The organism is Brevibacillus sp. FSL K6-0770, assembly GCF_038000275.1.
Classification (GTDB): Bacteria; Bacillota; Bacilli; order Brevibacillales; family Brevibacillaceae; genus Brevibacillus; species Brevibacillus parabrevis.
Genome location: NZ_JBBOBQ010000001.1, coordinates 1,486,746 through 1,511,842, shown reverse-complemented (window position 1 = coordinate 1,511,842; position 25,097 = coordinate 1,486,746). Strand labels below are relative to the sequence as shown.

Genomic DNA, 25,097 nt, shown 5'->3' with positions numbered 1-25,097 from the left:
ATGCTTGCTCTTTGCTGCTTGTGAGGTGTTTCTTCTATATATAAGGATTATTTTATATGCGACGCTTTCCGATTATTGCTGCGACTTCCTATGCCTTGAACTCAAGCTTCGTCTCGAGTGATCTCCGGCTGGACGTCCGCTTTTTTCAGCAAAATGCGTTTGGCACCCGCCCATCATCGCTTTTTTACAAGGACAGAAGCTCTTTCGGCAAATTCATCAAATTGAGACAGCCGTCTTCCGTCACAATGACATTGTCCTCGATTCGGACTCCGCCTTTGTTCGGCAAGTAAATGCCCGGTTCAATCGTGAACGCCATGCCTGGCGCAAGCACCAGCGGATTGTTCTGGATCATGTACGGCTCCTCGTGTCCGCAAAGCCCGATGCCATGTCCAAGCCGATGCGTGAAGTATTCGCCATAGCCGCTATCCCGGATAATCGCGCGGGCTGTTTCGTCAATCTCATGCGCCGTGACGCCAGGGCGAACCGCCTCAACTGCCGCTTGCTGCGCCTGCCGCACGACCTCGTAAATGTTCGCAAGCTCCGCGTCCAGCTCCCCGACAGCCACCGTTCGCGTAATATCAGCCACATACCCATGAAAAATGGCTCCGAAATCGATGACGACCAGCTCACCGGACTGGATCAGCTTGTCCGATGCCCGTCCGTGCGGCAGCGCCCCGCGATATCCCGACGCGACAATCGTGTCAAACGGCGTGCCTTCCGAGCCTCTTTTTCGCATCTCGTATTCCAGCTCGGCGGCAACCTCCAGCTCCGCGACACCAGCCCTGACGCGAGGCAGGATCGCCTGAAAGCTGTCTTCCACGATGCGTACCGCTTGCCGGATCGCCTCGATCTCTTGCTCGTCCTTGATCACGCGCAACGCATCAACCGTTTGCTCGATCTCGACAAACTCCTGTGCCCCAAGCTGCTCAACCGCTTTCCATTCCTTGACGCGCATGTGCCCATACTCGATTCCGACCCGGCCGAGCGTGCCCAGTTTTTTCTGCACCTCCGCCAACGCCTGTCCCGGACCTTGCTCGTCCGTGTACGAGAACAAAGCATCGTGTGCCACCTGCTCGACCTTGCTCACTTCCAGCTTGGGCATCAAAAACAACAACTGATTCTCCTTCGTGAGAATAGCCAGGCTGAGCCGTTCGCTTTGATGCAGCGCCAGACCAGTGAAGTAGTACAGATTCGGGCCAGGCACCAAAATGCACGCATCCGTGTTTTCCTGCTGCAAATGATGGGCAAGGCGTTGTCTTCTCGCTTCCTGCATCTCGTTCTCTCCTTTTTGCCGTTGATGGCGCTTGCTCCGATATAGCCTGCGGCAAGGATGCTTTTTTCCACTTCCGCCTCTTTGCCTTTCCCCTTCAATACAACAGAACGGACGACAAATCCTGCCGAAGCCGTCCATTCTGCACCTGCGTACCGGAAAGCCGATGTCCTTTTGGCAAAATGGTCCGCCGTCCCGCTTGCTTTTTTCGCGAAATCCGTTATATTAGGTAATAACTTAAAACATTAGGCAACACCTAAAAGAAGGTGATCGAATGCTTGTGTGGATGTTGCGAAAAGTAATGGCTGACAGAGGGATCTGGTCCGGAGCAGCGCTCGCCCGTCTGCTGAAGGAAAAAGCCGGCTACGAAATATCGGCACCGTCGATCAGCGCTCTCTTGAACGGTCAGCCCAAGCAGATGAAGGCTGACACGCTCGATGCCTTGTGCACGGCATTGGACTGCACACCGAATGATTTATGGGTCTACACCCCACCCTCCCAACAAGATGGGGCATAATTACTACCTTTGGAGGTTGAAAGCAGATGGCAGTCAAAACAATCCTGCCTTTCGGAGAGCCGATTTTGCGCAAAAGCGCGAAGCCGGTGGTTGAATTTAATGACAGACTGGGGAAACTTTTGGACGATATGGCAGAAACGCTGTACGCCAAGGAAGGCCGCGCAGGGCTGGCCGCTCCGCAAGTCGGATTTTTGAAGCGGGTCATCGTCATGGATTGCGGAGACGGGCTGATCGAGCTGATCAATCCACAGATTCTGGAGATGTCCGGCGAGCAGCTCGGCCCGGAAGCCTGCCTGTCTTTTCCCGGCTACTCCGGCATTGTGAAACGCGCCCAGTACGTCAAAATCGAGACTGCGACCCGCACTGGCGAGACATTCACCATGGAAGCCGAAGACTTTTTGGCGCGCTGCATCCAGCACGAAATCGACCATCTGGACGGGATTTTGTTCGTGGACCGGATTGAAGGCGATAAGCTGTACCATGACCAGACGAAGCGCAAAGTGAACCTGATGGATGTGTGGAAGTTGACGCAAAAGCAAGGGTAATTCGGTTTTGATGGGAAAACGAAAAATCCACCTGATGATTTCAGGGTGGATTTTTCGTTTTATACGTTCTATACGCGTTCTGAAGTCCGCCGCTGTTCTTTGGAAACGATACCGCTGATGATGTAGACAGGAACGAACTCTTCGCTGGCATCCATTTTTCTGGCGAAGCCGTCAAGCTCCCACTTTTTCAGCAGTTTTGCCGCCTCCTCCATGCTGACCACTGCATTGTAAGCCAATTCGTGGACGGTCAGGCGACCATTCTTCCGCTTGGCTACCTGGAAAGCCACTCGCTCCATTTTTTCTGCTTCCTCCTTAGCCCTGATTAAATACAAAACTCTGTATCCGCCGATAACCGCCCCAATCCCCCCATAAAAGAGGAAATTATTCCAGTTCATTAAAGCGTAACCAGCCAATAACGAATAAAAGAAAGCATAACAACACGTCATCATCAGCTGCTCTTGCAGATGCTTGAACTTCGCTTGCGGCTTGTAATTTGGCTCCCGATTGTACACCATAGATTCATGCGAGCAATTCGGAAACAAATATATCGCTGTCCCGTCATTCTCGTACGATATCGTCACAAGATTGTTCTTGTGCCAGCGATCAATCATCGGCTGGAGGGATGACATGCTCTCGTTGGTAAATTCTGCGATTTCTTGCGGATATAGCACGCCTTGGTTGTCCAAAACGTAACCCAGGACATCATGTTCGGTTTTCCGCACATAGTCTCGGTAAGCCAAGTAAACAACATGAATCAGGCGGATCACTGCTAACGTGCAGACGATGATGGCTCCTGTCAAAAATGCATCTGAATAAATCATCTGTTTATCCAATAGCCAGAGCGGAGCTATGATGGTCACAAGAACGATAAAGGTAATCCTCGGCAACTTTTTCCATGCTTTTTGTTTCTTTTCATCTTCTTCCGTTTCATCCACCTTGCCACAATAATCCCGCTCATCTGGCAGCCAATTCTCGTAGACGAGCGGCGCCAATTCATATACTGTGGCGTCGCCGACAGCAGATGAACTGCTTAGAATCTGCTTTTGTTCAAGTTCCTTTAAAATCCGCTCACATTCTGCCAGCTTCAATGAAGTTTTCAATGCCAGCATTGGCGCGGTAACCTCGTTGCCATAATCTAGCGCAATCCCGATCACATCTGCATGATACTTGATATCCTGACTCTTTTTCGCAAGCATTCGCTCAATCATCCGGGAGCCAATGTAGATCAGGGAAAGAATCACCAAGAGTAGACCTATGATGCTCTCATTGTCCATCAAGAGATGTATAGTAGTAAAAAATGGCTTCCATAGTGCAACACCAAGGATTATTAATACTGCACAAAGAATTAAAATACCCACCAAAATAAAAAAAGCCATCCCGAAGAAGTATTCCATTCCTTCCCCTCCCTTCTATTCGTCCCTATTGGAAAATCCGGGGAAGCAGTAAAGAATATCCCCTGTTTTCGCCACGCTCAAGTCTGCGTATCCCCTGTTATGCAGATCATCCAAAATTTTTTGCGATTCCGTTAAGGAAAGCGTAGTTTTTGCGGCAACATCCACGGCCGTAATGTATCCATCATTCTCATTCGCTACCGTCAAAACTCTTAAAATCGCCCAGTCTTCCCTTTTGAAACGAATCTTTTGCAGTCCTTTTGCGATCCATCCCTCCATGATTAATCCAAGTGGAAAGGCGATAGCGTAGGAGAGAATCAGGATCGCAACCGTGTCCGAATGAAACTGCTGGTAATAACCGAGCATTTCTGGATACCACAGATCGTCCTGCGTAACAGTAGGCAAATAATGCTGGAACACAAAAAACAGAATAATAGTTAGTGCGATAATACTCATGTAATTCCCTCGACTTTCATATTTTCCCATGCTCTTTCAATTTTACACGTTAGCCTCTATTTTCGGAATCATCTTCCAGCGTATGATTTACCAAAACTCGCTCAGGAACGCAGTATCGGATCAAGCTAACGTTGGTCGAGGAAACAGAAAAAACAAGCGGCAGAACTTTCGGACTCCCACCCAACTGGAGGAGAAAAAGGAAACCGGCTTTTCAGCAGCACGTGATTACGCTTCTTCGAGCACGCTGCTTTTGACGCGGTTTTCCTTTTTTGCCATAGGCGGACCAGTCCATGCTTCCCCGCAAGAGTCCAGGTGCCCTAAAGCAATTTCTCCTGTTTCCTCCCTCCACTACAGCACCGATCCCCAACGCACCAAAAAAGGCACCCACACCAAACCAGCCTGTGGATGCCCTTACTCTTCTACGCCAACCTAAATATACAACATCGGATGAAGCTTCTCCTTAATCAACTGAGCACGCTGCTCGTAAAACCGGAGAAACTGATCCGCATCCCACGTTTGCTCATCTCTTGGAATCAGATGCTGGTTGATGTAAAACGTTTTGTTCGTGACATGATTGTCAATCCATTCCTTCAACGGCTTCGCGTTTTTCACTCCGCGGTTTGTGCCGTAATCGAGGAGCTGATAGTTGAAGACGCTGTTGACCTGGTCCAGCGAATACCCTTTGCTCACAAGAATCGAGTACGGGTGGATGTGGTCCATATCCTGTTTTCTTGTGACAGGTTCACGGTCGTAGATCAAATAGAACAAAAAGTTGCTGTCAAACTGGTTGCTGATGCTGGATGCATCGAGATTCCGCGTAAACCAGAGCGGGTGGCTGGTGTAGATGGAAAACAGGCGCTGCGTCGGAAAAGGCGCATTTTTGTGCTGCTTCATTTCCTCCAATATTTTTCGAATCCCCGTTTTATACGGAATCCATCCGGAGCCTCGGCTGAATACCCCGTTCAGCAGCGACCAGTACATCCATTCATAAATACTTGCGAAGTCCTCGTTGCTCGTATCGAATGTATCGAACAGATTTTCCAGCCTGTCCGTCGGCACATCCGTTTTGTGAAAAATATGATACGCGATGAAGTAGAGCGGGATAAAGGAACGGTTCCCTTCCCGGTAGTAGTTGAGCAGCTTGGCGGACTGCAAAAACTTCCGCAACGATTTTAACGTTTCAAGGATGCGCGCCCGATTTTCGATGGCGAATGTCGCGTCTGCTTCCTCGATATCGGTCATTTCCTTTTTGTGATTGTCGTTCAGCAAAAAGACGAGCTTGATCAAAACTTCTTGCGTCAATCCGATGTCTTGATAATCTTTCAGCGTGGACTCCAGAAATTCTTCCATTTTCCACTCGAACCCTTTCAGGATCGACGCCACCAAATCAAAGGAAGACAGCTTTGTCCCGCCGTCGTTCAGCCTTCTGAACAACTCGACGATCCGCTGGCGATTGGAGTTTTCGTTCAGCGAACGGTTGATGCGCACTTTCGAGAGGCCAATGCTTTCGTTATTAAAAATGCTGCGGTAAAAGCGGGCGATGTTTTTGCGAACGTAGTCCTTCTCAAGCGCTTCCGTGATCGCAAAGTTCTGGATGATTTCATCCGCTACTTGATCCTCGTCGTTTGTCTGTTTCAAGGAGCGGTACAGTTTGCTGACCGAATACCACTTGTACGTCTTCAATTCGCACTCTTCTTTATCCGTCGCCTGCTTGGGCAGCTTGTCGCTGTCTTTTTCGAACTTGAAGTAAAATACGAGATTTTTAAAGTCGCTAAACAAGTCGAAATACAAAATTTTTCCGTTAAAGCTTCCCAGCAATCCGAGGTAAAACGATTGGAGTCTTTGCTGACCGTCGATGATGAACAGGTGATCCTTTGAATTGGTTTCATCGTAGATCGAACTGATGGCCTGACCGTCCTTCGTAAAATGCCTATAGGCAAAGAGCGGCTTGTTGCCCTCTTCTTCCTCGATCGCCATAATCCCGCCGAACGAGTTTCCCTTGAGCAGAGTGTCAAACAGCAATTCCATTTTCTCTTCTTCCCAGACGAGCCTGCGCTGGATGACAGGCAGTACCAGGGTGTTGTCGTGGATACGCGTAACGATTTCGGATACTTTTTTTGTTTCCCAGTTAGCCATGTGCCATCGGACTCCTTTTTCCAAAAAGCGGATTCAATATTCGTCTTTTCCTTTCATCTTAGTTAAAATGACCACGGTTTTCCACAACCTTTTGCCATTTCAAAAGGTTTCTTGCCACCGCGGCGGAATAATCAAGCCAACTCCCACCATCACCATAAACATATTCACCATCAAACGCCAAGCACAGCTGGCAGATGACCTTTGCGCAACATAAAAAAGCCCCCTCATCCATTTTTTGGACAGGAGGCGAAAATTCGACACGCAAATAAACAGGCACACTTCTCCATGAGAAAAAGTCAAATGCCATATTTTACGAGCAAAAGCCTACACCTATCCTGTCCAAAAAAATTCGTCATTTTCATATGAGTTTTTCCTGGAAATCGGATTAGGAGATCATCGGCTTTCGGTCACCCTTTCATTTTTCGATAGGGCAAGCGTAACAAAGCCTGAAAAATAAGCAAATATTTTTTAGGCAAACACGATCGTCTTGTTGCCGTACACGATGACTTTGTCCTCCACGTGCCAGGAGATCGCCTGGGCCAAAACGTTTCGCTCGACGTGGCGGCCTGCCACTTTCAAATCTTCTTCCGTATAGCGATGGTTGACGCGAATCACGTCTTGTTCGATGATTGGGCCTTCATCCAGATCGTTCGTGACGTAGTGCGCCGTTGCCCCGATCAGCTTCACCCCGCGCATGAAGGCGCGCTTGTACGGATTCGCCCCGATAAAGGCGGGCAGGAAGGAATGGTGAATGTTGATAATCTGATTGGGAAAATGGGTAATAAAGCGCGGAGACAAAATCTGCATGTACCGGGCCAAAACGATGAAGTCGACATTGCCTTGCAACAGCTCAAGCGCCTTGCGCTCAGCCTCTTCCTTGCTCTGGGTCGCAAGCGATATGTGATGGAACGGAATGCCGTACGCTTCCACCGTCTCTTTCGCATCCGGATGATTGCTGATGACCATGGGAATATCGACGAGAATTTCCTGCGATTTGACTCGCCAGAGCAGCTCGACAAGGCAATGATCCATTTTGGAGACGAAAATCGCCATGCGTTTTCTTTGGCTTTCCTTGCTGAGCCGCCAGTCCATCGGGTAATCCTCGGCCATTTTGGCCAAGTCCTGCTCCAACTGTGAAAATGCCGTCGGAAGAGAGTCGAGGTCAAACAAAATGCGCATGAAAAACATCCCGTCGCGCGGGTCTGTCGTGTGTTGGTCGAACTGAACGATGTTCGCTTTGTAGCTGAGCAGCAGATTGGAAACGGCAGAGATGATGCCCAATCTCTCCGGGCAAGAAATCAAGAGGACGGCGCGGTTCTCATTTTTTGCAGGCTCGTGGTTCATATGTATGTTCCTCCCATTCTGGATGCTTTTCCCTCTTCATAGACATAGACTGTCCAAAACCGTTGGAAAAGCTGCGATCAGCTTTCATGGCATGGACAAACAAACAAGCAAGCTCCCGCCCTGTCAAGCAACAGGCGCGGGAGTCGCGTTTATTTGGCAATCGTCGCTTGCGCCACCTGCTCATGCGCATGGTAGGAGCTGCGGACGAGCGGCCCTGATTCCACATGGGCAAAGCCCAGCTTCATTCCCAGTTCCTTAAATTCGCGAAACTCATCCGGCGTGTAGTATTTCAGGACGGGCAAATGCTTTTTCGTCGGCTGCAAATACTGCCCGAGCGTCATAATATCGCAGTTGACGGCGCGCAAGTCGTGCATCGTCTGCACGATTTCCTCGTCCGTTTCCCCTACGCCAAGCATGATGCTGGACTTTGTTTTCTGCCCGGGCCGAAGCTTTTTCGCATTTTGCAAAAGCGTCAAGGAACGCGGATATTTCGCTCTCGCCCGCACCCGATCCGACAGGCGCTCGACTGTCTCGATGTTGTGGTTCAATATGTCCGGCTTTTCGGCCAAAACCGTCGCCAGCGCCTCCTCCGATCCGCCGAAGTCGGGAATCAATACTTCGATGCCTGTCAGCGGATTGCGCTCGCGAATCGCCCGGATCGTCTCCGCGAAAATCGACGCTCCGCCGTCGCGCAGATCATCGCGCGCAACCGAGGTGACGACCACATGCTTCAAGCCCATTTTCGCTGTCGCAATCGCTACCTTTTGCGGCTCTTCCTGGTCAAGCTCGGTTGGCAGGCCCGTTTTCACGGCGCAAAAGCGGCAGGCGCGCGTGCAGATGCTGCCCAAAATCATGAACGTCGCCGTGCGGTTGCTCCAGCATTCGTAGATGTTCGGGCATTTCGCTTCCTCGCATACGGTGTGCAGGTTGCCGCCGCGCATGATCGCTTTCAGCTCTTTCATCTGCTCATTCGTATGCAGCTTGATTTTCAGCCATTCCGGTTTTCGCTCAGACGAGGGCACCTTCATTGGCTTGGCTCCCCTCTGCTTTCGGCACAGCGTTTTCCTCTGCCGGCTTCCGATAGCGCAATACGGGCTTGCGCGCCGCCGTCACCTCATCCAGACGCGAGACAATCGTCGTATGCGGAGCTTCCTGCACAATCGTCGGATTTTCCTCCACTTCTTTCGCAATCGCAATCATGGCGTCGATGAACTGATCCAGCGTCTCTTTCGACTCCGTCTCGGTCGGCTCGATCATCATGCACTCATCCACGATCAGCGGGAAGTAAATCGTCGGCGGGTGATAGCCGAAATCAAGCAGACGTTTGGCAATGTCCAGCGTGCGCACGCCCAATTTCTTTTGTTTGCGCCCGGACAGGACAAATTCATGCTTGCAAATGCGGTCGTAAGGAAGATCGTAGTACGGCGCCAGCTTGCGCATCATGTAGTTCGCATTCAACACGGCTTCCTGGGAGACGCGCAGCAACCCTTCCGGCCCGTTGGCGCGAATGTAGACGAACGAGCGCAGCAAAATCCCGAAGTTGCCGTAAAACGCTTTGACCCGTCCGATCGATTGCGGAATATCGTAGTCGAGGCGATACGTGTCGCCCTCCTTGACCACCTGCGGACGCGGCAAAAACGGCACCAGCTCTTTTTTGCAGCCGATTGGGCCAGCGCCAGGACCGCCGCCGCCATGCGGCCCGGTAAACGTCTTGTGCAAGTTCAGATGCACCACATCGAAGCCCATGTCTCCCGGGCGAGCGATGCCCATGATCGCGTTCGCATTCGCTCCATCGTAGTACAGCAAGCCGCCCGCCGCGTGGACGATCTCGGCAATCTCCTGGATGCTTTCCTCAAACAAGCCGAGCGTGCTCGGATTCGTCAGCATCAATGCAGCCGTGTCTGCTCCCACGACTTTGCGCAGCTCCTCCAGATTGACGTTTCCCTGTTCATCAGAAGAAATCGTGACCGTCTCCAAACCAGCGACTGCCGCGCTCGCCGGATTCGTCCCGTGCGCCGTGTCAGGCACGATCACTTTCGTCCGTTTTTCCCCGCGGCTCTCGTGGTAAGCGCGAATCATCATCAGCGCCGCCCATTCGCCCTGTGCTCCCGCCGCAGGCTGCAAGCTAACCGCATCCATCCCGGTAATTTCCGAAAGCTCCGCCTGCAAGTCGTACAATACCCGCAATGCGCCCTGCATCGTTTCCTCCGCCTGGTACGGATGAATTTTGGCAAAGCCGGGGTAGCGAACGACATCTTCGTTGATTTTCGGATTGTACTTCATCGTGCATGAGCCGAGCGGATAAAAGCCGGAGTCGATCCCGTGGTTGCGGTTGGACAGCCCGGTGTAGTGACGCATCAAGTCCAGCTCGGATACTTCCGGCAGCTCCGCAGGCTGCTTGCGCAAATACTGTGCGGGGAAAACTGCGTCCAGCTCCACCTCTGGGACATCGCTCTCAGGCAGGCTGTAAGCGACGCGACCCGGCTTGCTCATTTCGAAAATCAGCTCTTTTTCCTTGTTAGTTTGCACGGCCAATCTCCCCCAATCCTTGGACAAGTGCGTCGATCTCTTCTTTCGTGCGTGCTTCCGTCACAGCCAAAAGCATGTGGTTGGCCAGCTCAGGGTAATCCCGCCCGAGGTCGTAGCCCCCGACGATCTTTTTCCTCAACAGCTCGCGGTTGACTTCGCCTACGCTTTTCGGCACCTTGAGCACAAATTCGTTGAAAACAGGGCTGTGGTAAACGAGCTGGCAATTGTCCAGCTTCGCCAGCTCGCGCAGCGCATACTGGGTCTTCTGCACGTTCAGCCGGGCCATTTCCTGCACGCCGCGCTTGCCGAGGGCGGTCATGGCGACAGAGGCAGCCAGAGCGTTCAGCGCCTGGTTCGAGCAAATATTGGACGTCGCCTTCTCCCGGCGAATGTGCTGCTCGCGCGCTTGCAGCGTAAGCACGAATCCGCGGCGTCCTTCCTGGTCAACGGTCTGGCCGACGATTCTTCCCGGGATTTTGCGCATGAGCTTTTCCTTGACGGCAAAATAACCGCAAGATGGCCCGCCAAGCTGCATCGGGATGCCAAAAGGCTGCGCTTCGCCGACGACGATATCGGCGTTGTACGCTCCCGGCGGCTGCAACACACCGAGGGCCAGCGGGTTGGCACTGACGACAAACAGCGACTTGTGCTGATGCGCGATTTTCTCAAGCGAAGCCAAATCTTCGACTGCCCCGAAAAAGTTCGGGTACTGCACCATGACCGCTGCCGTCTGTTCGTTTACCGCTTGCTCCAACGCTTCCAGGTCAGTCACGCCGCCCTTGCAGCCAATCTCGATCACTTCATAGCCTTGAGCCTTGGCATTGACCCCGAGAATTTCACGCGCTTCCGGATGTACCGCTTTCGACACGATGACATTTTTTCCGGCAACGCCGCCGACAGCCAGATTCGCCGCTTCCGCCAACGCCGTCGGCCCGTCGTACATCGACGAGTTCGCTACTTCCATCCCGGTCAGCTCGCAAATCATCGTCTGAAATTCAAAAATCGCCTGAAGCTCTCCCTGACTGATTTCCGGCTGGTACGGCGTGTAAGCCGTGTAAAACTCCGAACGGGAAATCACGTGGTTCACGGTGCTGGGAATGTAATGGTCGTAGATGCCCGCTCCGAGAAAATAGGCGTATTCGCTGCTGTCGACATTTTGTCTCGCCAGCTTGGTAAAATGCCGCACGGTTTCCGGCTCGGACAGCGCAGTCGGAATTTGCAGGCTGCCTTGAAAGCGGATCGCTTCCGGGATGTCCGCAAACAGCTCCTCTACGCTAGACAGACCGAGAAACGACAGCATCTCTTGCTTGTCTTCCGTTGTCATTGGCAAGTAACGATAGTTCACACTTATCCCTCCAAGGCAAAATCTGCATATTGTTCCGCAGAAAGCAGCTCGGACAGTTCATCCGGATTGCTGATTTCCACGACGATCATCCAGCCGCCGCTGTACGCATCGCTGTTGATGACTTCCGGGCTGTCTTCCAGCTCGCTGTTCACTTCCACCACTTTGCCGCTCACTGGCGAAAACAGGTCCGATACCGCTTTGACCGACTCGACCGAGCCCATGCTTTGATTCGCGACAACTTCGGCACCCACTTGCGGCAGATCTACAAATACGAGATCCCCGAGCTGGTTTTGCGCAAAATCGGTGATTCCCACGCGCACTCTCGTTTCGCTCAGCACCTCGACCCATTCGTGTTCCCTGCTGTACAACCAACCTTTGACGACTTTGCTCATGTCCTGATCTCCTTTGACTCGTTCGTATTCGGATTCATCCGTTTCCTGATTTTTTAGCGTTTGTAAAAAGGGGATTTGACCGTTACCGCCTCGACCCGCTTTCCGCGAATCTCCACAGCAAGCGGCGTGTCTACAGCTGCGTACTCTGCGCGGATCAGCGCCAGCCCCAAGTTTTTCTTCAATGTCGGGGATTGCGTGCCAGAGGTGATGTAGCCGATCGGCTCATCCTGCTCCCCTGCTTCTTGCGCAAACACAGGATAGCCTGGGCGCGGAATCCCTCTGCCGATCAGTTCGACGCCGACGAGCTTGCGCGGCACGCCTGCTGCTTTTTGCTTTTGCAGCGCCTCTTTGCCGATGAAGTCCTGTTCCTTTTGCAGCTTCACGGCAAAGCCGATCCCGGCTTCAAGCGGCGTGATGTCGGCCCCCAGCTCTTGCCCGTACAGAGGCAGTCTTGCTTCAAAACGCAGCGTGTCCCGCGCGCCCAGTCCGCACGGCAGCACGCCGTCTGCTTTGCCCTCCGCCAAAATTTTTTCCCAGAGAGAAGGCGCATCTGCCGCAGACACGTACAGCTCGAAGCCGTCTTCTCCGGTGTAGCCTGTGCGCGATACGAGCGCCTTGATGCCCGCGACATCCACGTCTTGCTGGAACCAGAAATAGCGGATTTGCGACAGGTCAGTTGCGGTCAACCGTTGCAGCACCTGCTCGGCAAGCGGGCCTTGAATCGCCAGTTGAGCCGTCGCGTCGCTCACATTTTCGACCGTGACCTCGCCTTTGGCATGCGAGACGATCCAGTCTACGTCTTTGTCGATGTTGGACGCGTTGATCACCAGCAAAAATTTTTGCTCGCCCTGCTTGTAGACAAGCAGATCGTCCACTGTGCCGCCATCCGGGTAGCACATCGCCGCGTACAGCGCCTGATTCGTTTGCAGCGTCGTCACGTCGTTCGTAATCAGCGACTGGACAAACGCGCTGGCGTCAGGGCCTTCAATCATGACCTCACCCATATGGGACACATCGAACAGTCCTGCCTTCGTCCGTACCGTGTGATGCTCTTCGATAATACTGCTGAACTGCACAGGCAACTCCCAGCCGCCAAAGTCGATTACCTTGGCGCCGTGCTGGGCGTAGAGCGGGTAGAGCGGCGTTCGTTTCAAAGCTTGAGCTTGCATCCAGCCTCATCCCTTCGTCTTCATTTCATGATTCTCTCTTTGACCGCCTCTCCGGTTGGCGTCACGGCAAGTCCGCCGAGAGCCGTCTCGCGGTAGGCGCGGGGCATTTTTTTTCCGATCTCGTACATCGCTCCGATCACTTCATCGCACGGAATCTGGCTTTCGATGCCAGCCAGCGCGATATCGGCTGCGGAAAAGGCGATGGAAGAACCGATCACGTTGCGCTTGATGCACGGCACTTCCACCAAGCCTGCAACCGGATCGCAGACAAGCCCGAGCAACGATTTCAAGGCGATGGCAGCCGCATGAACCGCCTGGCGCGGCGTCCCTTGCTTGATCTCGACGAGCGCGGCAGCAGCCATCGCTGTTGCAGATCCAACTTCTGCCTGGCAGCCTCCCGCAGCACCCGAAATAAACGCGCGGTTGGCGATCACATAGCCGATGGCGCTTGCCGTGAACAGCCCCATCACCAGATGCTCAAACGTATATTTTTGATTTTCGTGCAGCGAAAACAGGCAGCCGGGCAAGATTCCTGCCGAGCCCGCTGTTGGCGTCGCGACGATGATTCCCATGCGGGCGTTCATTTCCGAGGTGGCAAAAGCGAACTTCATCGCATCCCCGACAATCGGCCCTGTCAGCTGCTCCCCTTTTTCCAGGTAGCGCTCCAGCTTGTAGGCATCGCCGCCCGAGATGCCGCTTGGGGCGAGGGACTGATCGGACACTCCCTGATCGATCGCCTCTTTCATCCGGACGAGCCGCAGCTTCATCGTTTCCACAATCTCCTGCTCCGACCGCCCGCTTTTCGCGCTCTCGCGGGCCACCATCACTTCTGCTATGCTCCTGTTGGTCGATTCACAGAGAGCGAGCAGCTCTGTCATTGAAGTAAAGTCCATGCTATGCTCCCCCTACCGCAGCCTCGCAGCGTGTATTGTGCCAAAGCTTGTTGCGCAAGTCATCCAGATCGTACGGCGCGTTCAACGGAATATCGACAGCGAACTCGTTCACGTAAAACACTTTCGAGATGCCGCCGCCGAGCGAGACGCCGCCGATGACGGCGATATCGCGTGCTGTGCGGGCCTGGATCATGACGGTATTGGGATGATCGTAGTACGGGCAGTCGCCCCGCTTTTCGAATACGACCTGCAGCCCTTTCGCCGCTGCCAGCTCCAGCGCTACGCGTATCCGGCTGTCATCCGTGTCCATCCCGAGCAAGCCGCCGACCACTGCCTTGTCTGTCCCGTGCCCTTTGTACGTTTCCGAAAAAGAGTCGTAAAACACAATCGTCGCTGACTCGATTTCGCCGCCGAGAAAATCGCGGACGAATTTTCCGATCGTGACGACTCCCGCTGTATGCGAGCTGGAAGGGCCAACCATGATCGGCCCGATAATATCAAAGCAGCTGTTGTATACCATCGTCGCTCCTCCTGCTTACCTCACTGCGAGCTGTTGATACAGCGGATACGATTCGCACAGCCCGCGAATTTCGCTTTTCACCCTGGCGGTCGTCGCTTCGCTGCCCTTTTCTTTGAGCACAGCGGCAATCGCCCGGCCAATCGTCTCCATATCCGCTTCCTTCATGCCGCGGGTCGTAATCGCAGCCGTGCCGATTCGCACGCCGCTCGTCACAAACGGACTTGCCGTATCGTACGGAATCGTGTTTTTGTTCACCGTAATGCCTGCCGCCTCCAGCAGATGCTCCGCTTCTTTGCCTGTCAAATCCCACGGCCGCACATCGAGCAAGACCAGATGGTTATCCGTTCCCCCGGACACGAGCGTCGCCCCTTCGCTTTTCAGCGTCTCCGCCAATGCCGCGGCGTTTTTCACCACTTGCTGCGCGTAGGTGACGAAGCTCGGCTGCAACGCTTCTTTGAAGGACACTGCCTTGGCGGCGATCACATGCATGAGCGGCCCGCCCTGGATGCCCGGGAAAATGGCTTTGTTGATCCCTTTGAAAATTTCTTCGTCGTTCGTCAGGATGATGCCGCCGCGCGGGCCGCGCAATGTTTTGTGCGTCGTACTCGTCGTGACATCTGCGTGTGGAACGGGCGAAGGATGCAAGCCTGCGGCGACCAGTCCGGCGATGTGCGCCATGTCCACCATCAGCTTGGCTCCGACTTTGTCCGCGATTTCCTTGAACCGGGCGAAATCGATCTGGCGCGGATAAGCGCTCGCTCCGGCAATCAGCAGCTTCGGCCGTTCGCGCAATGCAACAGCCTCGACTTCTTCATAGTCGATCCGGTGCGTATCTTCGCGCACGCCGTAAGCGACGACATTGAACCATTTTCCCGACAGGCTGACAGGGCTGCCGTGCGTCAAATGCCCGCCGTGGGACAAATTCATCCCCATGATCGTATCGCCGGGCGAAAGCAGGGAGAAAAAGACGGCCGTATTCGCCTGCGCCCCGGAGTGCGGCTGCACGTTCGCGTACGTTGCGCCAAACAAGCTGCTCACCCGTTCGATCGCCAAACGCTCGACGACATCGACATGCTCGCAGCCCCCGTAGTACCGTTTTCCCGGGTAGCCCTCCGCGTATTTGTTAGTCAGTACGGACCCCATCGCCTGCATCACTTCTTCGCTGACGAAGTTCTCGGAAGCAATCAGCTCCAATGTTTGATGCTGCCGCTGCCGCTCGTCTTCCATCGCCGCAAAAATTTCTTGATCGCGCTCCTGCAAACTCACGATATCTCCCCCGTTTCAACTTTTGCTCGCTACCTTTCCCAAGCGTACGAACGCGAAAAAAGGACAATGGAAAGATAGACTCCTTTTTCGGAAAAAATCTACCTTTCCTCTGTCCTTTTTACCTGAGAGTTTGGCTTCGGTTCGCGAAGCTTTCCCCTTGGGTGGCTTGTGCAGCGCTCTCCAGAGGTGCGTCCAATCGTGGTACTCTTTACCTGAGAGATTAATCCCAAGGGTTTTTGGGACTTGCTCCTTCGGTGCCAGCCAGTGCGGCCAGTCTCTCCCACGATCATCATCCGCCGATATGCAGTTATTTGTTCAGTTGATGAATGCCGTGCCCGAGCGCTCCTTCTGCCGCTTCCATGATGATTTCTCCCAGGCTCGGATGGGCGTGGATCGTCTCGGCAATATCTGTCAGCGTATGCCCTTTTTCAATCGCCAGGGCAACCTCGCCGATCAGATTGGACGCTTCCGGCCCGATAATCTGCGCTCCCAGCAGCAGCCCCGTCTCCTTGTCGCCCACGAGCTTCACGAAGCCTTCCCCGACGTTCAGAGACAGTGCCCGCCCATTCGCGGCATAAGGGAACTTGCCAACTGCCACCTTGTGTCCGCGCTCTTTGGCTTCCGACTCGGTCAGTCCCACACTGGCAATCTCCGGATCGGAGAACACGACAGCGGGAATCTTTTTGTCGGTGAGCTTGCTGTCTTTGCCAGCGATGGCTTCCGCCGCGATTTTGCCTTCGTACGACGCTTTGTGGGCAAGAGCCGGGCCTTCCACCAGATCGCCGATCGCATACAGGTGCGGAATGCTCGTTTGGCACTGTTGGTCGATCTGGATGAAGCCGCGCTCTGTCAGCTTGACAGCGAGCTTTTCCAATCCCAGCCCCTCGATGTTCGGCCGTCTGCCAACCGTAACGAGCACATAGTCAGCGGTCGCCTGACGCTCTTCGCCTTTTTCCGCATAGGTGACGCTGACCTGTTCGGCTGTTTGTTCCGCCCCTTTGGCCAGCGCTTCGGTGTGCACTTCCACGCCGAGCTTTTTCAGCTTCCTCGCCACCAGACGCGACAGCTCTTTTTCAAAGCCGGGCAAGATCGAGTCCGAGCCTTCCAAAATCGTCACCTTCGTGCCCAGCTTGGCAAATGTCTGCCCCAGCTCGATCCCGATATACCCGCCGCCAATGACCAGCAAGCTTTTCGGCAATTCTTCAAGCGCCAGCAGTTCTGTCGAGGAAAGAATGCGGCCCGCGAATGGAAAGGCTTTCAATTCGATCGGACGCGAGCCTGTCGCGAGAATCGCTTGCCGGAATTGCACCTGTATGCAGTCGTCGCCATTTTTCACCTCAACCAGCTGCTCGCCGACTAGCCGCGCTTCCCCGCTGATTCTTTTGATCTTGTTGCCTTTGAGCAGCGAGCTTACGCCTCCGGTCAATTTGTCGACCACGCTGCGCTTCCATGCCTGGACCTTGGCGAAATCGACGCTCACTTCTGCTGCCTGCAAGCCGATGCTCGCGGATTGCGTCATCGCTTCGTATTGATGCGCCGCCGAGATCAGCGCCTTGGAAGGAATGCAGCCGCGGTTCAAACATACGCCGCCGACCGTATCTTTTTCCACAATCGCGACCTGCTTGCCGAGCTGAGCCGCCCGGATCGCGGCTACGTAGCCCCCCGGCCCCGCTCCGATCACGAGAACATCCACCTGCTCTACTGTTCCGTTCGTTGTCATTTGTTCTCTCCACCTGTTTTTCTTTTTCTGTGTAAGGCGTCTCCCGCGGTTTTACCCCGCAGGAAGAGGCGCCTGCGCCTGCTTGCAGTCGGCCAACTGCTGCTCGTGCTGTTCTGCCTGTTTCCGTTGTCAACCGCGACGAACAGCGAGCCGATCCGCAAAAGCTTCTTCCGGGCTGGACAAGGCGAAGCCCAGGAAAGGGTCGTAGTCCAGGGTAAGCACATCCCCGAGATGCCGTTTGGTCAACCGATCCATGCAGACCGGAATCCCGTTTTCGTACACGAGCGTGTCGTTTTTGCGCAACTCATCTACTCCGAGCTGGACAAAAAATCCGCAACCGCAGTCGCCGGAGATCACCACGTCAATCCTGAGCGCGGTATCCTGCGGAAAATTCAGTTTTTTCAGCTCTGCTTGAGCCGCTTTCTTGATCGTAAGCTCCATTTTCGTGATCGCCTGCTCCTTTCCCATCGCGCCACCTTTCACTCGTATCCGTTTCGTTTGGCCGAAATGCAAGCGTCTGCGCCCGCTTTTGTGCAACTCGACGCGACGTTTCATTCAGCAAAAAAGGACAGAGGAAAGATAGAGTGACGAATACTCTACCTTTCCTCTGTCCTTTTTACCTGAGAGTTTAACTTCGGCAATCAATCGGTTCCGAAGTATTCCCCTTGGGTGGCTTGTGCAGCGCTCTCCAGAGGTGCGTCCGATTGTAGTATCTGGTACCTGAGAGATTAATCCCAAGGGTTTTATGGGACTTGCTCCTTCGGTGCTAAACGCGTCGTTTAGTCTCTCCTACAATCATCATCCGCCGCTATTCACTTGTTGGCTAACATTGACATTAGTAAATCACACTCCTTCTGCCGATGTCAATTCTGAAAAAAATTATTATTCAGGTAACCTTATTCGATTTGCGGCGGGCCGCCATGACGACTGGCATCGCGAACAGGCCAAAAGCGGTAACGCCTGCTTTTGGCCTGTTGATCCACCCTATTTTTTACTGTTGCGAAATCGCAGCCTCATCCATGTACACGTATTCCCACAAATGTCCGTCCAGATCGATAAAGCTCCAGCTGTACATGAAGCCGTGGTCTACCGGGTCTTTAGCCGGCTTGGCCCCTGCTTCGTGCGCTTTGTTTACGATCTCGTCGACTTGCTCCCGGCTCTCGGCTGACAGCGCCACGATGACCTCGGTGCTCTGGGCCGTATCCGTCACGGGCTTGTTCGTGAACGATTGGAAAAACTCCTCCACCAAGAGCATCGCGTAAATATTTTCGCCAATCACCAGGCAAGCGGCATTTTGATCCGTAAATTGCGGGTTGAACTCATAGCCCAGCGCTGTAAAAAAATCAATCGACTTGTTCAAATCTTTCACGGGCAAATTGACAAAAATTTGTTTTGATTGCAGTGCCATTGCGTATCCCTCTTTTCGATAAGTGTTGTGATTGATTAAATCGTACCATCTCTTGGGATACGATGCTTCTTATGGATTGCTAATTACGCCAACTGATTCGCCCCTCCTAAGAAACCTCCGCCGCAAAAACACTCAACTCGCGCACAACAGCCTCATCGACTTCCACGCCAAGCCCCGGACGATCTGCGAGCAGCAAGCGATCCTGCTCGTAGCGAAGCTGTCCGAAGTCGCGGGAGAACATGAGCGGCCCCACCATTTCGTTGGAAAAGATCATCCCTTTTGCCAAAGACAGATGCGCCCCGGCGGCGGTGGCCACGGCTGATTCGACCATCGAGCCAACCTGACATCCCATCCCCGCCATCTCTGCCTGCGCGACCAGCTTGAGCGCCGGATACAGGCCGCCGCACTTCATCAGCTTGATGTTGATCAAATCGGCTGCCTGGCGGACGATGACTTCCCGCATTTCTTTGTCGCCGTGCAAGCCTTCGTCGACCATGACCGGAATGAACGTTTTTTGGCGAACCTCTGCCAAACCGATCAGATCGTCCGCCAAAACAGGCTGCTCAATCCAGTCGAGCTGGCAGTCCTCTACTTGCTTCAACACGCGCATCGTTGTCGCCACATTGCGCCAGCCCTGGTTCGCGTCCACGCGCAGCTGGACGTCCGGGCCAATTGCCTCGCGGACGGCGCGAATCCGTTTGACATCGACAGCCGGATCGCCGCCGACCTTGATCTTGATGCTCGAATATCCGTCTTGCAAAGCTTGCGCCGCCTGGCGAGCCATTTCTTCCGGCGGCAAAATGCTCACAACATAAGGCACCGTCAAAAAGTCGTGCGCTTTTCCGCCAAGCAAATTGTAGACAGGCTGTCCCGCGGCTTTGCCCATGAGATCGTAGCAGGCGATATCGATGGCCGCTTTTGCAGATGGCGCGCAATAGACAGCCTGCTCCATGATTCGGTGAACTTTTTCAATATCAAACGGGTTAGCCCCGAGGACGAGCGGCGCAATGTCTTTCACCAGCATCTCGTACGTGCTGGAAAATGTCTCGCCCGTCACGTGCGGGTCGGGCATGCCTTCGCCGTAACCGACAAGCCCCGTGTCCGTCGTCATTTTGACAATGATGCTCGGAAGCTTGTGAAACGCATCGTAGGCCACGATAAACGGCCGCACCAAAGGCAGCTCGGTCGCAAATACTTCAATCGCAACAATTTTCAACAGGAAACCCTCCATTGCTCACACATTTTTCTTAAAACGGTCCATAGTGCATCCAATTGGCGATGATGACCGCTACCAGCCCAATCCCGAACTGCGTCAAAATCAATGGCAAAATCCACTTCGCCCAACGAATCCACGGGATGCCCGCAAGCGCCAGCCCTGCCATGAAGTAACCCGAGGTCGGGAAAATAATGTTGCCGATTCCGTCTGCCAGCGAGAAAGACAGCACCGCCGTTTGCCGCGTCACTCCGACCAGATCAGCCAATGGCGCCATGATCGGCATGGTCAGCGCCGCTTGTCCGCTGCCCGAAGGTACGACGAAGTGAATCAACGCTTGCAAAATGTACATGCCAGCCGCGCTGAGCACAGGCGGAATTTCGTGCAGCATGCCTGACGCATGGAACAACAGCGTATCGATGACGTGTCCGTCGCCAAGCACGACCAGTGTCGCTCGCGACAACCCGATGATGAGAGCGCCCGTGAGCATCCCCGCCGCCCCTTTCATGAACGACTCGATCAACTGATCGGCAGACATGCGGGAAATGAGCGTAATTACGATGGCCAAAATGACGAACAAGGCAGAGATTTCGGTAATGTACCATTGGAATTGCAGGACGCCGTAAATCAAGGCGACGAAGTTAAGCAGGAAGCAGATCAGCACCCATTTGTGCGTTTGGGACAAAGGTTGGTCAGTTGTCGGTGCAATCTGCTCAAACGCTGCGACTCCTTCGCCGTAAAATCCGAGCGAGCGATCTTTTTTCACCTTCATCGCGTAGCGGTAAATGAAGCCAACCGATACGGCATACATGATCACGAACAAGATGATCCGGTAGCCAATGCCCGAGAAAATCGGCAGCTGGGCGATTCCTTGGGCAATCCCCACTGTAAACGGATTCATGATCGCCGTCGTAAAACCGATCGAGGCTCCTACCAGGACAATCGCGGTTCCCGTGATGACATCAAAGCCGAGCGAGACAGCAAGCGGCACCAAAATCGGGATGTAAGCCAGCGTCTCCTCCGCCATTCCGGTAAACGCCCCGGCAAAGGCGAAAAACAGCATCATGATCGGGATCAGCCACTTTTCCTTGTTCCCGAGCTTTTTGGACAGCGAGCGGATAAAAGCGTCGACAGCTCCTGTCGCAGTCAGCACGCCAAACGCTCCTCCGATGATCAAAACAAAGAAAATAATTTCTCCTGCGTCCACCATCCCCGTGTGGATCGCGCTAAACAGGGAAAAAACGGAGACGGGCGTCTGTTCAATCGCTTTGTACGACTGTGGATCGACGACGTTTCTGCCGTTCACTTCCACGCGGGCGTATTCTCCCGCCGGAACGACGTGGGTGAGAAACGTCGCGATGAGCAGCACGCCAAACAACAGCACGAAAACGTTGATTCCTCTCTTGCGTCTTGCTGCTTGTTCTTTGCTGTTTGGAAGCACTTCCAACTCCCCCTTTTTTTATTATTCTGTTTTTTTATCGTAGTCGATTTGATTCGGCATGAAAAATGAGGTTGTTCAATGATAACCATAAATAAATCCATACTTCGCCACACAAAAAAACGACCCCCGGAATCGCTTCCGAAAGTCGTATACCACGGCTTCATTCAAGCCCGAAAAGTCGGCCACACATCAAGCACCACGTCGACAAAGCTGCTGACGGTGCTGTAATCGCGCTGGTCGCGCGGATAAATCAAGTAAGTCAAAAGCCTTTTCGGAAAGCGGTGCAGCACTTGCAGCGTTCCCTGCCTTACTTCTTTTTCAATCATGACGTCGCTGATCAAGGCAATCCCCGTCTGGGACATAACCGCCCGCTTGATCGCCTCTTCGCTGCCGCATTCGATCGTCCAGAGCGGTTTGCAGCCGATTTCTTCCAAACATTCGCGAATAACGCCTTCCATATCGTACGTAATGAACGGATGCTCCGCAAAAAGCTCCTCGGCGCTGCGCGACTTGACCAGGAGCGGACTCGCTACCAGCACCAAATCTTCCTGATCGATCAAAATTTCCTCAATCCCCGGCCGATTGCACTTCCCGGCGACAATCCCGATATCCGCCCGGTTCGACTCCACCAGCTTGATCGTCTCCTTGCTGTTGTAACAGAGCAGCTTCATCTGCACTTGCGGATGCACCTTCACGTAAATGCTGAGCAGTTGCGACAAGTAATAGCTGCAATAAAACTCGGGCGCCGCGATGGTCAAATTGCCGTACGGCTTTTCCAGCCGCCGCAAGTCTTGTTCCAGCTCATCCAAATTTTGAAACAGCTTGTCTGTATGCTTTTTCAACAGCTTGCCTGTCGGCGTCAAAAACGTCCTTTTTCCCACCCGGTTCAGCAAGGTATGGCCGATGTCTTGTTCCAGCGCCTGAATTTGCAGGCTGATCGTCGGTTGCGTATAGCGCAAAATTTCCGCAGCCTTGGTGAGATTCAAACATTCCGCAACGACGTGGAACGTCTTCAAGTGGCGCAGCTCCATCCCCATCACCCCAAAAGCTCAGTTAGACTTTCGTTTCGTTTTGTATTTGTTCATCGTAGAACATTTGCTGTGAACAGACAATACGAAAACCGCACCGAAAAGCGTGCCTCGCAGGAGGGCGAAAAGCCGCTTGGCGCTGAAGGATACTGCTTCGTCATGGGGCGATGGCTCTTGGTGACGGAAAAAGCTTACGGGAGAATGTCTGAAAATGTTCAGGAATGAAGCAGCCCTGGCTCATTCGGGTACCCTATAATTTACTGTGATGATCTCCCCTGCCATAGACAGACCATATATGTACGATCGGAGTGACGAGAGATGTACAAAAAGCTACTGGCCATCCCTGTGACGGCTGTTTTTCTGTTGCTTGCCGCATGCGGCGCGGGTTCCGGAGGGCAAACCGCAGACGGCTCGCCTGCCGCAAAGCCGACCAGGTCCATTCAATATTTGGGCACTGCCTATAAAATTCCGGCGCGAACCAAACAAATCGCCTTTGTCGATTCGCGAAGCAGCTTTGAAGACTCGCTTTTGCTCGGCATACCGCCGTTCGCCGCAACGGTAGAAAAATCCGGCGCGTTCCCGCAGGAATACGCCTCGATTACGCAAAATACGCAAAAGCTCCCGGCAGACATCGTCGAGCGGATTGATGACCTGAAAGCTCTCTACCCGGACACTATCCTGACCTCTGACAAGACGCCTGCGGAAAAGCGCGCCACGCTGGAAAAGGCAGCGTCCGTGATCCCTATTTCCTCGAACGGAGCGCACTGGGAAGACAACCTGCGGCTTTTGGCTGAAGTGCGCGGCAAAGACGCAAACGTGGATGCGATTGTGAGCAAGGTAAGAACCAACATCGAAAATACGCGGGAAAAGCTTGCCCCGCTGAAGGATAAAAAGGTGTTGGCTGTCTGGTTCCACGAGGGCGCTTTTGTCGTCTCCCCGAAAAACGAACGGTACAACTATTTGCTCTACACCGATCTCGGGCTGGCGACACCAGACGTTGTAGAACAGGCAAAAGAGCCTGTATCGCTGACGCTTGAACAACTGGCCCAGACAGACCCCGATTATTTGTTTGTCATGGTCGACAAAAGCAGCGACCCCGGCGCAGAAGCTGCCTTTGAACAGTTGCAGCAAAAAAGCGAATGGAGCAACCTGCATGTGACCAAAGACGGACGGGTTTACGTCAACGCCGTCAATCCGGGCTTGGCCGGGGGCACTGCCTACAGCAACCAGTCCTTCATGAACGCGATTTCCGCCCGCATGTTGAAATGATGTATAAGAGCACAAAATCGGACCATACTATACTTATCGAGCTCGGTGGTGTGTTTTCAAACAGGCTGTAGTCCCTAACGGAGGCGATGTGCCATGGATGATTTACACGATCACCTAGTGAGTAAGGAAAACCGCAACACTGCAATAAGCTTCTAACTTCACACTGGAGGTAGATGCGTCGCACGTGATGATCGGTAACACCTCAAAACTAGCGAGCTCGATATATGCCGTCTCCTTTTAGGAGGCGGTTTTATTTTGCCCATGAAAAAAAACCTTCGCAGCAACTGCCAGCAAAGGTTTTTTCACGGACATATTTATTCTCCCAAATCAACGTTATGGTACACCTGTTGCACATCGTCCAGGTCTTCCAGCGCATCGATCATTTTTTCAAACTGGGCTTGCGCCTCTTCGTCCAGCGTTACTTCGTTTTGAGCGAGCATGGTCAGCTCCGCTACGGTAAACTCGGTAATGCCCGCTTTTTTCAGCGCTTCCTGTACAGCGTGGAACTGCTCAGGCTCGGCGTAGACGATGACAGCTCCGTCTTCGTCCAAAATGTCGCGCACATCGACTTCGGCTTCCATCAACAGCTCAAGCACTTCCTCGGCGGTTTTGCCTTCGAGGCCGAACACCGCAGTCGGGTCGAACATGTAAGCGACAGATCCGGTCACGCCCATGTTTCCGCCGTTTTTGTTGAAAGCGGCGCGCACTTCAGACGCTGTGCGGTTTACGTTGTTGGTCAAGGCGTCCACGATCACCATCGAGCCGTTCGGGCCGAAGCCTTCATAACGCAGCTCGCTGTAGCTTTCTTCCGATCCGCCCTTCGCTTTCTCGATTGCGCGGTCAATAATCGCTTTCGGTACGCTGTATGTTTTGGCACGCTCCAGGACGACCTTCAGAGCGCGGTTCGACTCTGGGTCCGGCTCGCCTTGCTTCGCCGCTACATAAATTTCCTTCCCGAACTTGGCATATACGCGACTGGTGCTCGCATCCTTCGACGCTTTTTTCTCTTTGATATTGTTCCACTTACGACCCATAAATTCCCACTCTCTTTCAACGTCACAGATTGATTGCTTGCAAGACTCCGTAGTCCATTTTCACACTCAACTATTATACCTCAATCTCGTGTTTTTTTACGAGAAAATCATTTCGAAAAGTTCATCCGCCCCTTGTTGCGGACAACTCCTCCATCGGCTAAAAAAGCACAGCCCCCCTGGATGGAGAGCTGCGCCGTGTACGACTTGCTTT

Annotated in this window: 23 protein-coding genes and 3 riboswitches; of the genes, 3 read left to right on the top strand and 20 right to left on the bottom strand. The window is 53.5% G+C overall.

Features of this window, described 5'->3' with window-relative positions; translation table 11 throughout:
• Positions 1–184 precede the first annotated feature (184 nt).
• The gene (locus NST23_RS07480; RefSeq protein WP_122963025.1) at positions 185–1,273 is read right to left on the bottom strand and encodes a M24 family metallopeptidase; all 1,089 of its coding nucleotides are present in this window, start codon (positions 1,271–1,273) and stop codon (positions 185–187) included.
• Between the two features lie 271 nt (positions 1,274–1,544).
• On the opposite strand from NST23_RS07480, the gene NST23_RS07475 reads away from it, so the two are divergent.
• Both NST23_RS07475 and def read left to right on the top strand, forming a co-directional pair.
• A complete protein-coding gene (locus NST23_RS07475) occupies positions 1,545–1,787 on the top strand; it encodes a helix-turn-helix domain-containing protein (protein WP_122963024.1) in 243 nt (80 codons plus the stop codon).
• A 26-nt stretch (positions 1,788–1,813) separates the two neighbouring features.
• Positions 1,814–2,332, top strand: a complete 519-nt coding sequence (gene def / locus NST23_RS07470; RefSeq protein ID WP_122963023.1) for a peptide deformylase — start codon at positions 1,814–1,816, stop codon at positions 2,330–2,332.
• Positions 2,333–2,400: 68 nt separating this feature from the next.
• Here the strand turns inward: def and NST23_RS07465 are convergent, their stop codons facing one another.
• The 18 genes from NST23_RS07465 to NST23_RS07380 form a co-directional block, all read right to left on the bottom strand.
• A complete protein-coding gene (locus NST23_RS07465; RefSeq protein ID WP_122963022.1) occupies positions 2,401–3,726 on the bottom strand; it encodes a hypothetical protein in 1,326 nt (441 codons plus the stop codon).
• A gap of 15 nt (positions 3,727–3,741) precedes the next feature.
• Positions 3,742–4,179, bottom strand: a complete 438-nt coding sequence (locus NST23_RS07460) for a hypothetical protein (protein WP_063228592.1) — start codon at positions 4,177–4,179, stop codon at positions 3,742–3,744.
• Positions 4,180–4,608: 429 nt separating this feature from the next.
• On the bottom strand, positions 4,609–6,315 hold the full coding sequence (locus NST23_RS07455; protein WP_340963447.1) for a DUF262 domain-containing protein: 1,707 nt from the start codon (positions 6,313–6,315) through the stop codon (positions 4,609–4,611).
• 468 nt (positions 6,316–6,783) lie between these two features.
• Positions 6,784–7,659, bottom strand: coding sequence for a formyltetrahydrofolate deformylase (gene purU, locus NST23_RS07450; RefSeq protein ID WP_122963020.1), 876 nt, complete (start codon positions 7,657–7,659; stop codon positions 6,784–6,786).
• A gap of 149 nt (positions 7,660–7,808) precedes the next feature.
• On the bottom strand, positions 7,809–8,687 hold the full coding sequence (lipA, locus tag NST23_RS07445; RefSeq protein WP_280648145.1) for a lipoyl synthase: 879 nt from the start codon (positions 8,685–8,687) through the stop codon (positions 7,809–7,811).
• The gene (gene gcvPB / locus NST23_RS07440) at positions 8,668–10,152 is read right to left on the bottom strand and encodes an aminomethyl-transferring glycine dehydrogenase subunit GcvPB (RefSeq protein ID WP_429827470.1); all 1,485 of its coding nucleotides are present in this window, start codon (positions 10,150–10,152) and stop codon (positions 8,668–8,670) included. Before gcvPB ends, lipA begins: the two co-directional genes overlap by 20 nt.
• 25 nt (positions 10,153–10,177) lie before the next feature.
• A complete protein-coding gene (gene gcvPA, locus NST23_RS07435) occupies positions 10,178–11,512 on the bottom strand; it encodes an aminomethyl-transferring glycine dehydrogenase subunit GcvPA (protein WP_420840580.1) in 1,335 nt (444 codons plus the stop codon).
• Positions 11,513–11,535: 23 nt separating this feature from the next.
• Complete coding sequence (gcvH, locus tag NST23_RS07430; protein WP_274875030.1) at positions 11,536–11,925, bottom strand: glycine cleavage system protein GcvH; 390 nt, start codon at positions 11,923–11,925, stop codon at positions 11,536–11,538.
• A gap of 53 nt (positions 11,926–11,978) precedes the next feature.
• Complete coding sequence (gcvT, locus tag NST23_RS07425; protein ID WP_280648142.1) at positions 11,979–13,094, bottom strand: glycine cleavage system aminomethyltransferase GcvT; 1,116 nt, start codon at positions 13,092–13,094, stop codon at positions 11,979–11,981.
• A gap of 20 nt (positions 13,095–13,114) precedes the next feature.
• Entirely contained in the window at positions 13,115–13,987 is an 873-nt protein-coding gene (sdaAA, locus tag NST23_RS07420; RefSeq protein WP_122963014.1) for an L-serine ammonia-lyase, iron-sulfur-dependent, subunit alpha, read from the bottom strand.
• A 1-nt stretch (position 13,988) separates the two neighbouring features.
• Complete coding sequence (locus NST23_RS07415) at positions 13,989–14,507, bottom strand: serine dehydratase beta chain (RefSeq protein WP_122963013.1); 519 nt, start codon at positions 14,505–14,507, stop codon at positions 13,989–13,991.
• Positions 14,508–14,522: 15 nt separating this feature from the next.
• On the bottom strand, positions 14,523–15,776 hold the full coding sequence (gene glyA, locus NST23_RS07410; RefSeq protein ID WP_122963012.1) for a serine hydroxymethyltransferase: 1,254 nt from the start codon (positions 15,774–15,776) through the stop codon (positions 14,523–14,525).
• A 103-nt stretch (positions 15,777–15,879) separates the two neighbouring features.
• A riboswitch (glycine riboswitch) is annotated at positions 15,880–15,960 on the bottom strand.
• Positions 15,961–15,962: 2 nt separating this feature from the next.
• Positions 15,963–16,066, bottom strand: a riboswitch (glycine riboswitch).
• 14 nt (positions 16,067–16,080) lie between these two features.
• Positions 16,081–17,493 (bottom strand): dihydrolipoyl dehydrogenase, encoded by a 1,413-nt coding sequence (gene lpdA / locus NST23_RS07405; RefSeq protein ID WP_340963445.1) that lies wholly within the window; start codon positions 17,491–17,493, stop codon positions 16,081–16,083.
• A 129-nt stretch (positions 17,494–17,622) separates the two neighbouring features.
• On the bottom strand, positions 17,623–17,961 hold the full coding sequence (locus NST23_RS07400) for an iron-sulfur cluster biosynthesis family protein (RefSeq protein ID WP_167470236.1): 339 nt from the start codon (positions 17,959–17,961) through the stop codon (positions 17,623–17,625).
• Between the two features lie 229 nt (positions 17,962–18,190).
• Positions 18,191–18,295: riboswitch (glycine riboswitch) on the bottom strand.
• A 189-nt stretch (positions 18,296–18,484) separates the two neighbouring features.
• Positions 18,485–18,901: a VOC family protein gene (locus tag NST23_RS07395; RefSeq protein WP_122963009.1), complete on the bottom strand. Its 417-nt coding sequence runs from the start codon at positions 18,899–18,901 to the stop codon at positions 18,485–18,487.
• Positions 18,902–19,007: 106 nt separating this feature from the next.
• Positions 19,008–20,117: a mandelate racemase/muconate lactonizing enzyme family protein gene (locus NST23_RS07390; RefSeq protein ID WP_173596134.1), complete on the bottom strand. Its 1,110-nt coding sequence runs from the start codon at positions 20,115–20,117 to the stop codon at positions 19,008–19,010.
• A 31-nt stretch (positions 20,118–20,148) separates the two neighbouring features.
• Positions 20,149–21,555, bottom strand: a complete 1,407-nt coding sequence (locus NST23_RS07385) for a YfcC family protein (protein ID WP_174769194.1) — start codon at positions 21,553–21,555, stop codon at positions 20,149–20,151.
• 164 nt (positions 21,556–21,719) lie between these two features.
• The gene (locus tag NST23_RS07380) at positions 21,720–22,586 is read right to left on the bottom strand and encodes a LysR family transcriptional regulator (protein ID WP_173598401.1); all 867 of its coding nucleotides are present in this window, start codon (positions 22,584–22,586) and stop codon (positions 21,720–21,722) included.
• 315 nt (positions 22,587–22,901) lie between these two features.
• Between NST23_RS07380 and NST23_RS07375 the strand changes: the two genes are divergently transcribed.
• On the top strand, positions 22,902–23,852 hold the full coding sequence (locus NST23_RS07375) for an ABC transporter substrate-binding protein (RefSeq protein ID WP_340963443.1): 951 nt from the start codon (positions 22,902–22,904) through the stop codon (positions 23,850–23,852).
• 314 nt (positions 23,853–24,166) lie between these two features.
• On the opposite strand, the gene NST23_RS07370 is transcribed toward NST23_RS07375, so the two are convergent.
• On the bottom strand, positions 24,167–24,886 hold the full coding sequence (locus NST23_RS07370; protein ID WP_122963004.1) for a YebC/PmpR family DNA-binding transcriptional regulator: 720 nt from the start codon (positions 24,884–24,886) through the stop codon (positions 24,167–24,169).
• Between the last annotated feature and the right edge of the window lie 211 nt (positions 24,887–25,097).

Coding starts and splice junctions, on each gene's coding strand:
- gcvPA (WP_420840580.1), bottom strand. CDS start 11,512: ATGACAACGGAAGACAAGCAAGAGATGCTGTCGTTTCTCGGTCTGTCT.
- NST23_RS07455 (WP_340963447.1), bottom strand. CDS start 6,315: ATGGCTAACTGGGAAACAAAAAAAGTATCCGAAATCGTTACGCGTATC.
- NST23_RS07375 (WP_340963443.1), top strand. CDS start 22,902: ATGTACAAAAAGCTACTGGCCATCCCTGTGACGGCTGTTTTTCTGTTG.
- sdaAA (WP_122963014.1), bottom strand. CDS start 13,987: ATGGACTTTACTTCAATGACAGAGCTGCTCGCTCTCTGTGAATCGACC.
- gcvPB (WP_429827470.1), bottom strand. CDS start 10,152: ATGAGCAAGCCGGGTCGCGTCGCTTACAGCCTGCCTGAGAGCGATGTC.
- NST23_RS07465 (WP_122963022.1), bottom strand. CDS start 3,726: ATGGAATACTTCTTCGGGATGGCTTTTTTTATTTTGGTGGGTATTTTA.
- NST23_RS07370 (WP_122963004.1), bottom strand. CDS start 24,886: ATGGGTCGTAAGTGGAACAATATCAAAGAGAAAAAAGCGTCGAAGGAT.
- NST23_RS07480 (WP_122963025.1), bottom strand. CDS start 1,273: ATGCAGGAAGCGAGAAGACAACGCCTTGCCCATCATTTGCAGCAGGAA.
- NST23_RS07415 (WP_122963013.1), bottom strand. CDS start 14,507: ATGGTATACAACAGCTGCTTTGATATTATCGGGCCGATCATGGTTGGC.
- NST23_RS07395 (WP_122963009.1), bottom strand. CDS start 18,901: ATGGCACTGCAATCAAAACAAATTTTTGTCAATTTGCCCGTGAAAGAT.
- gcvH (WP_274875030.1), bottom strand. CDS start 11,925: ATGAGCAAAGTCGTCAAAGGTTGGTTGTACAGCAGGGAACACGAATGG.
- NST23_RS07400 (WP_167470236.1), bottom strand. CDS start 17,961: ATGGGAAAGGAGCAGGCGATCACGAAAATGGAGCTTACGATCAAGAAA.
- gcvT (WP_280648142.1), bottom strand. CDS start 13,094: ATGCAAGCTCAAGCTTTGAAACGAACGCCGCTCTACCCGCTCTACGCC.
- NST23_RS07475 (WP_122963024.1), top strand. CDS start 1,545: ATGCTTGTGTGGATGTTGCGAAAAGTAATGGCTGACAGAGGGATCTGG.
- lipA (WP_280648145.1), bottom strand. CDS start 8,687: ATGAAGGTGCCCTCGTCTGAGCGAAAACCGGAATGGCTGAAAATCAAG.
- NST23_RS07460 (WP_063228592.1), bottom strand. CDS start 4,179: ATGAGTATTATCGCACTAACTATTATTCTGTTTTTTGTGTTCCAGCAT.
- lpdA (WP_340963445.1), bottom strand. CDS start 17,493: ATGACAACGAACGGAACAGTAGAGCAGGTGGATGTTCTCGTGATCGGA.
- def (WP_122963023.1), top strand. CDS start 1,814: ATGGCAGTCAAAACAATCCTGCCTTTCGGAGAGCCGATTTTGCGCAAA.
- purU (WP_122963020.1), bottom strand. CDS start 7,659: ATGAACCACGAGCCTGCAAAAAATGAGAACCGCGCCGTCCTCTTGATT.
- NST23_RS07380 (WP_173598401.1), bottom strand. CDS start 22,586: ATGGAGCTGCGCCACTTGAAGACGTTCCACGTCGTTGCGGAATGTTTG.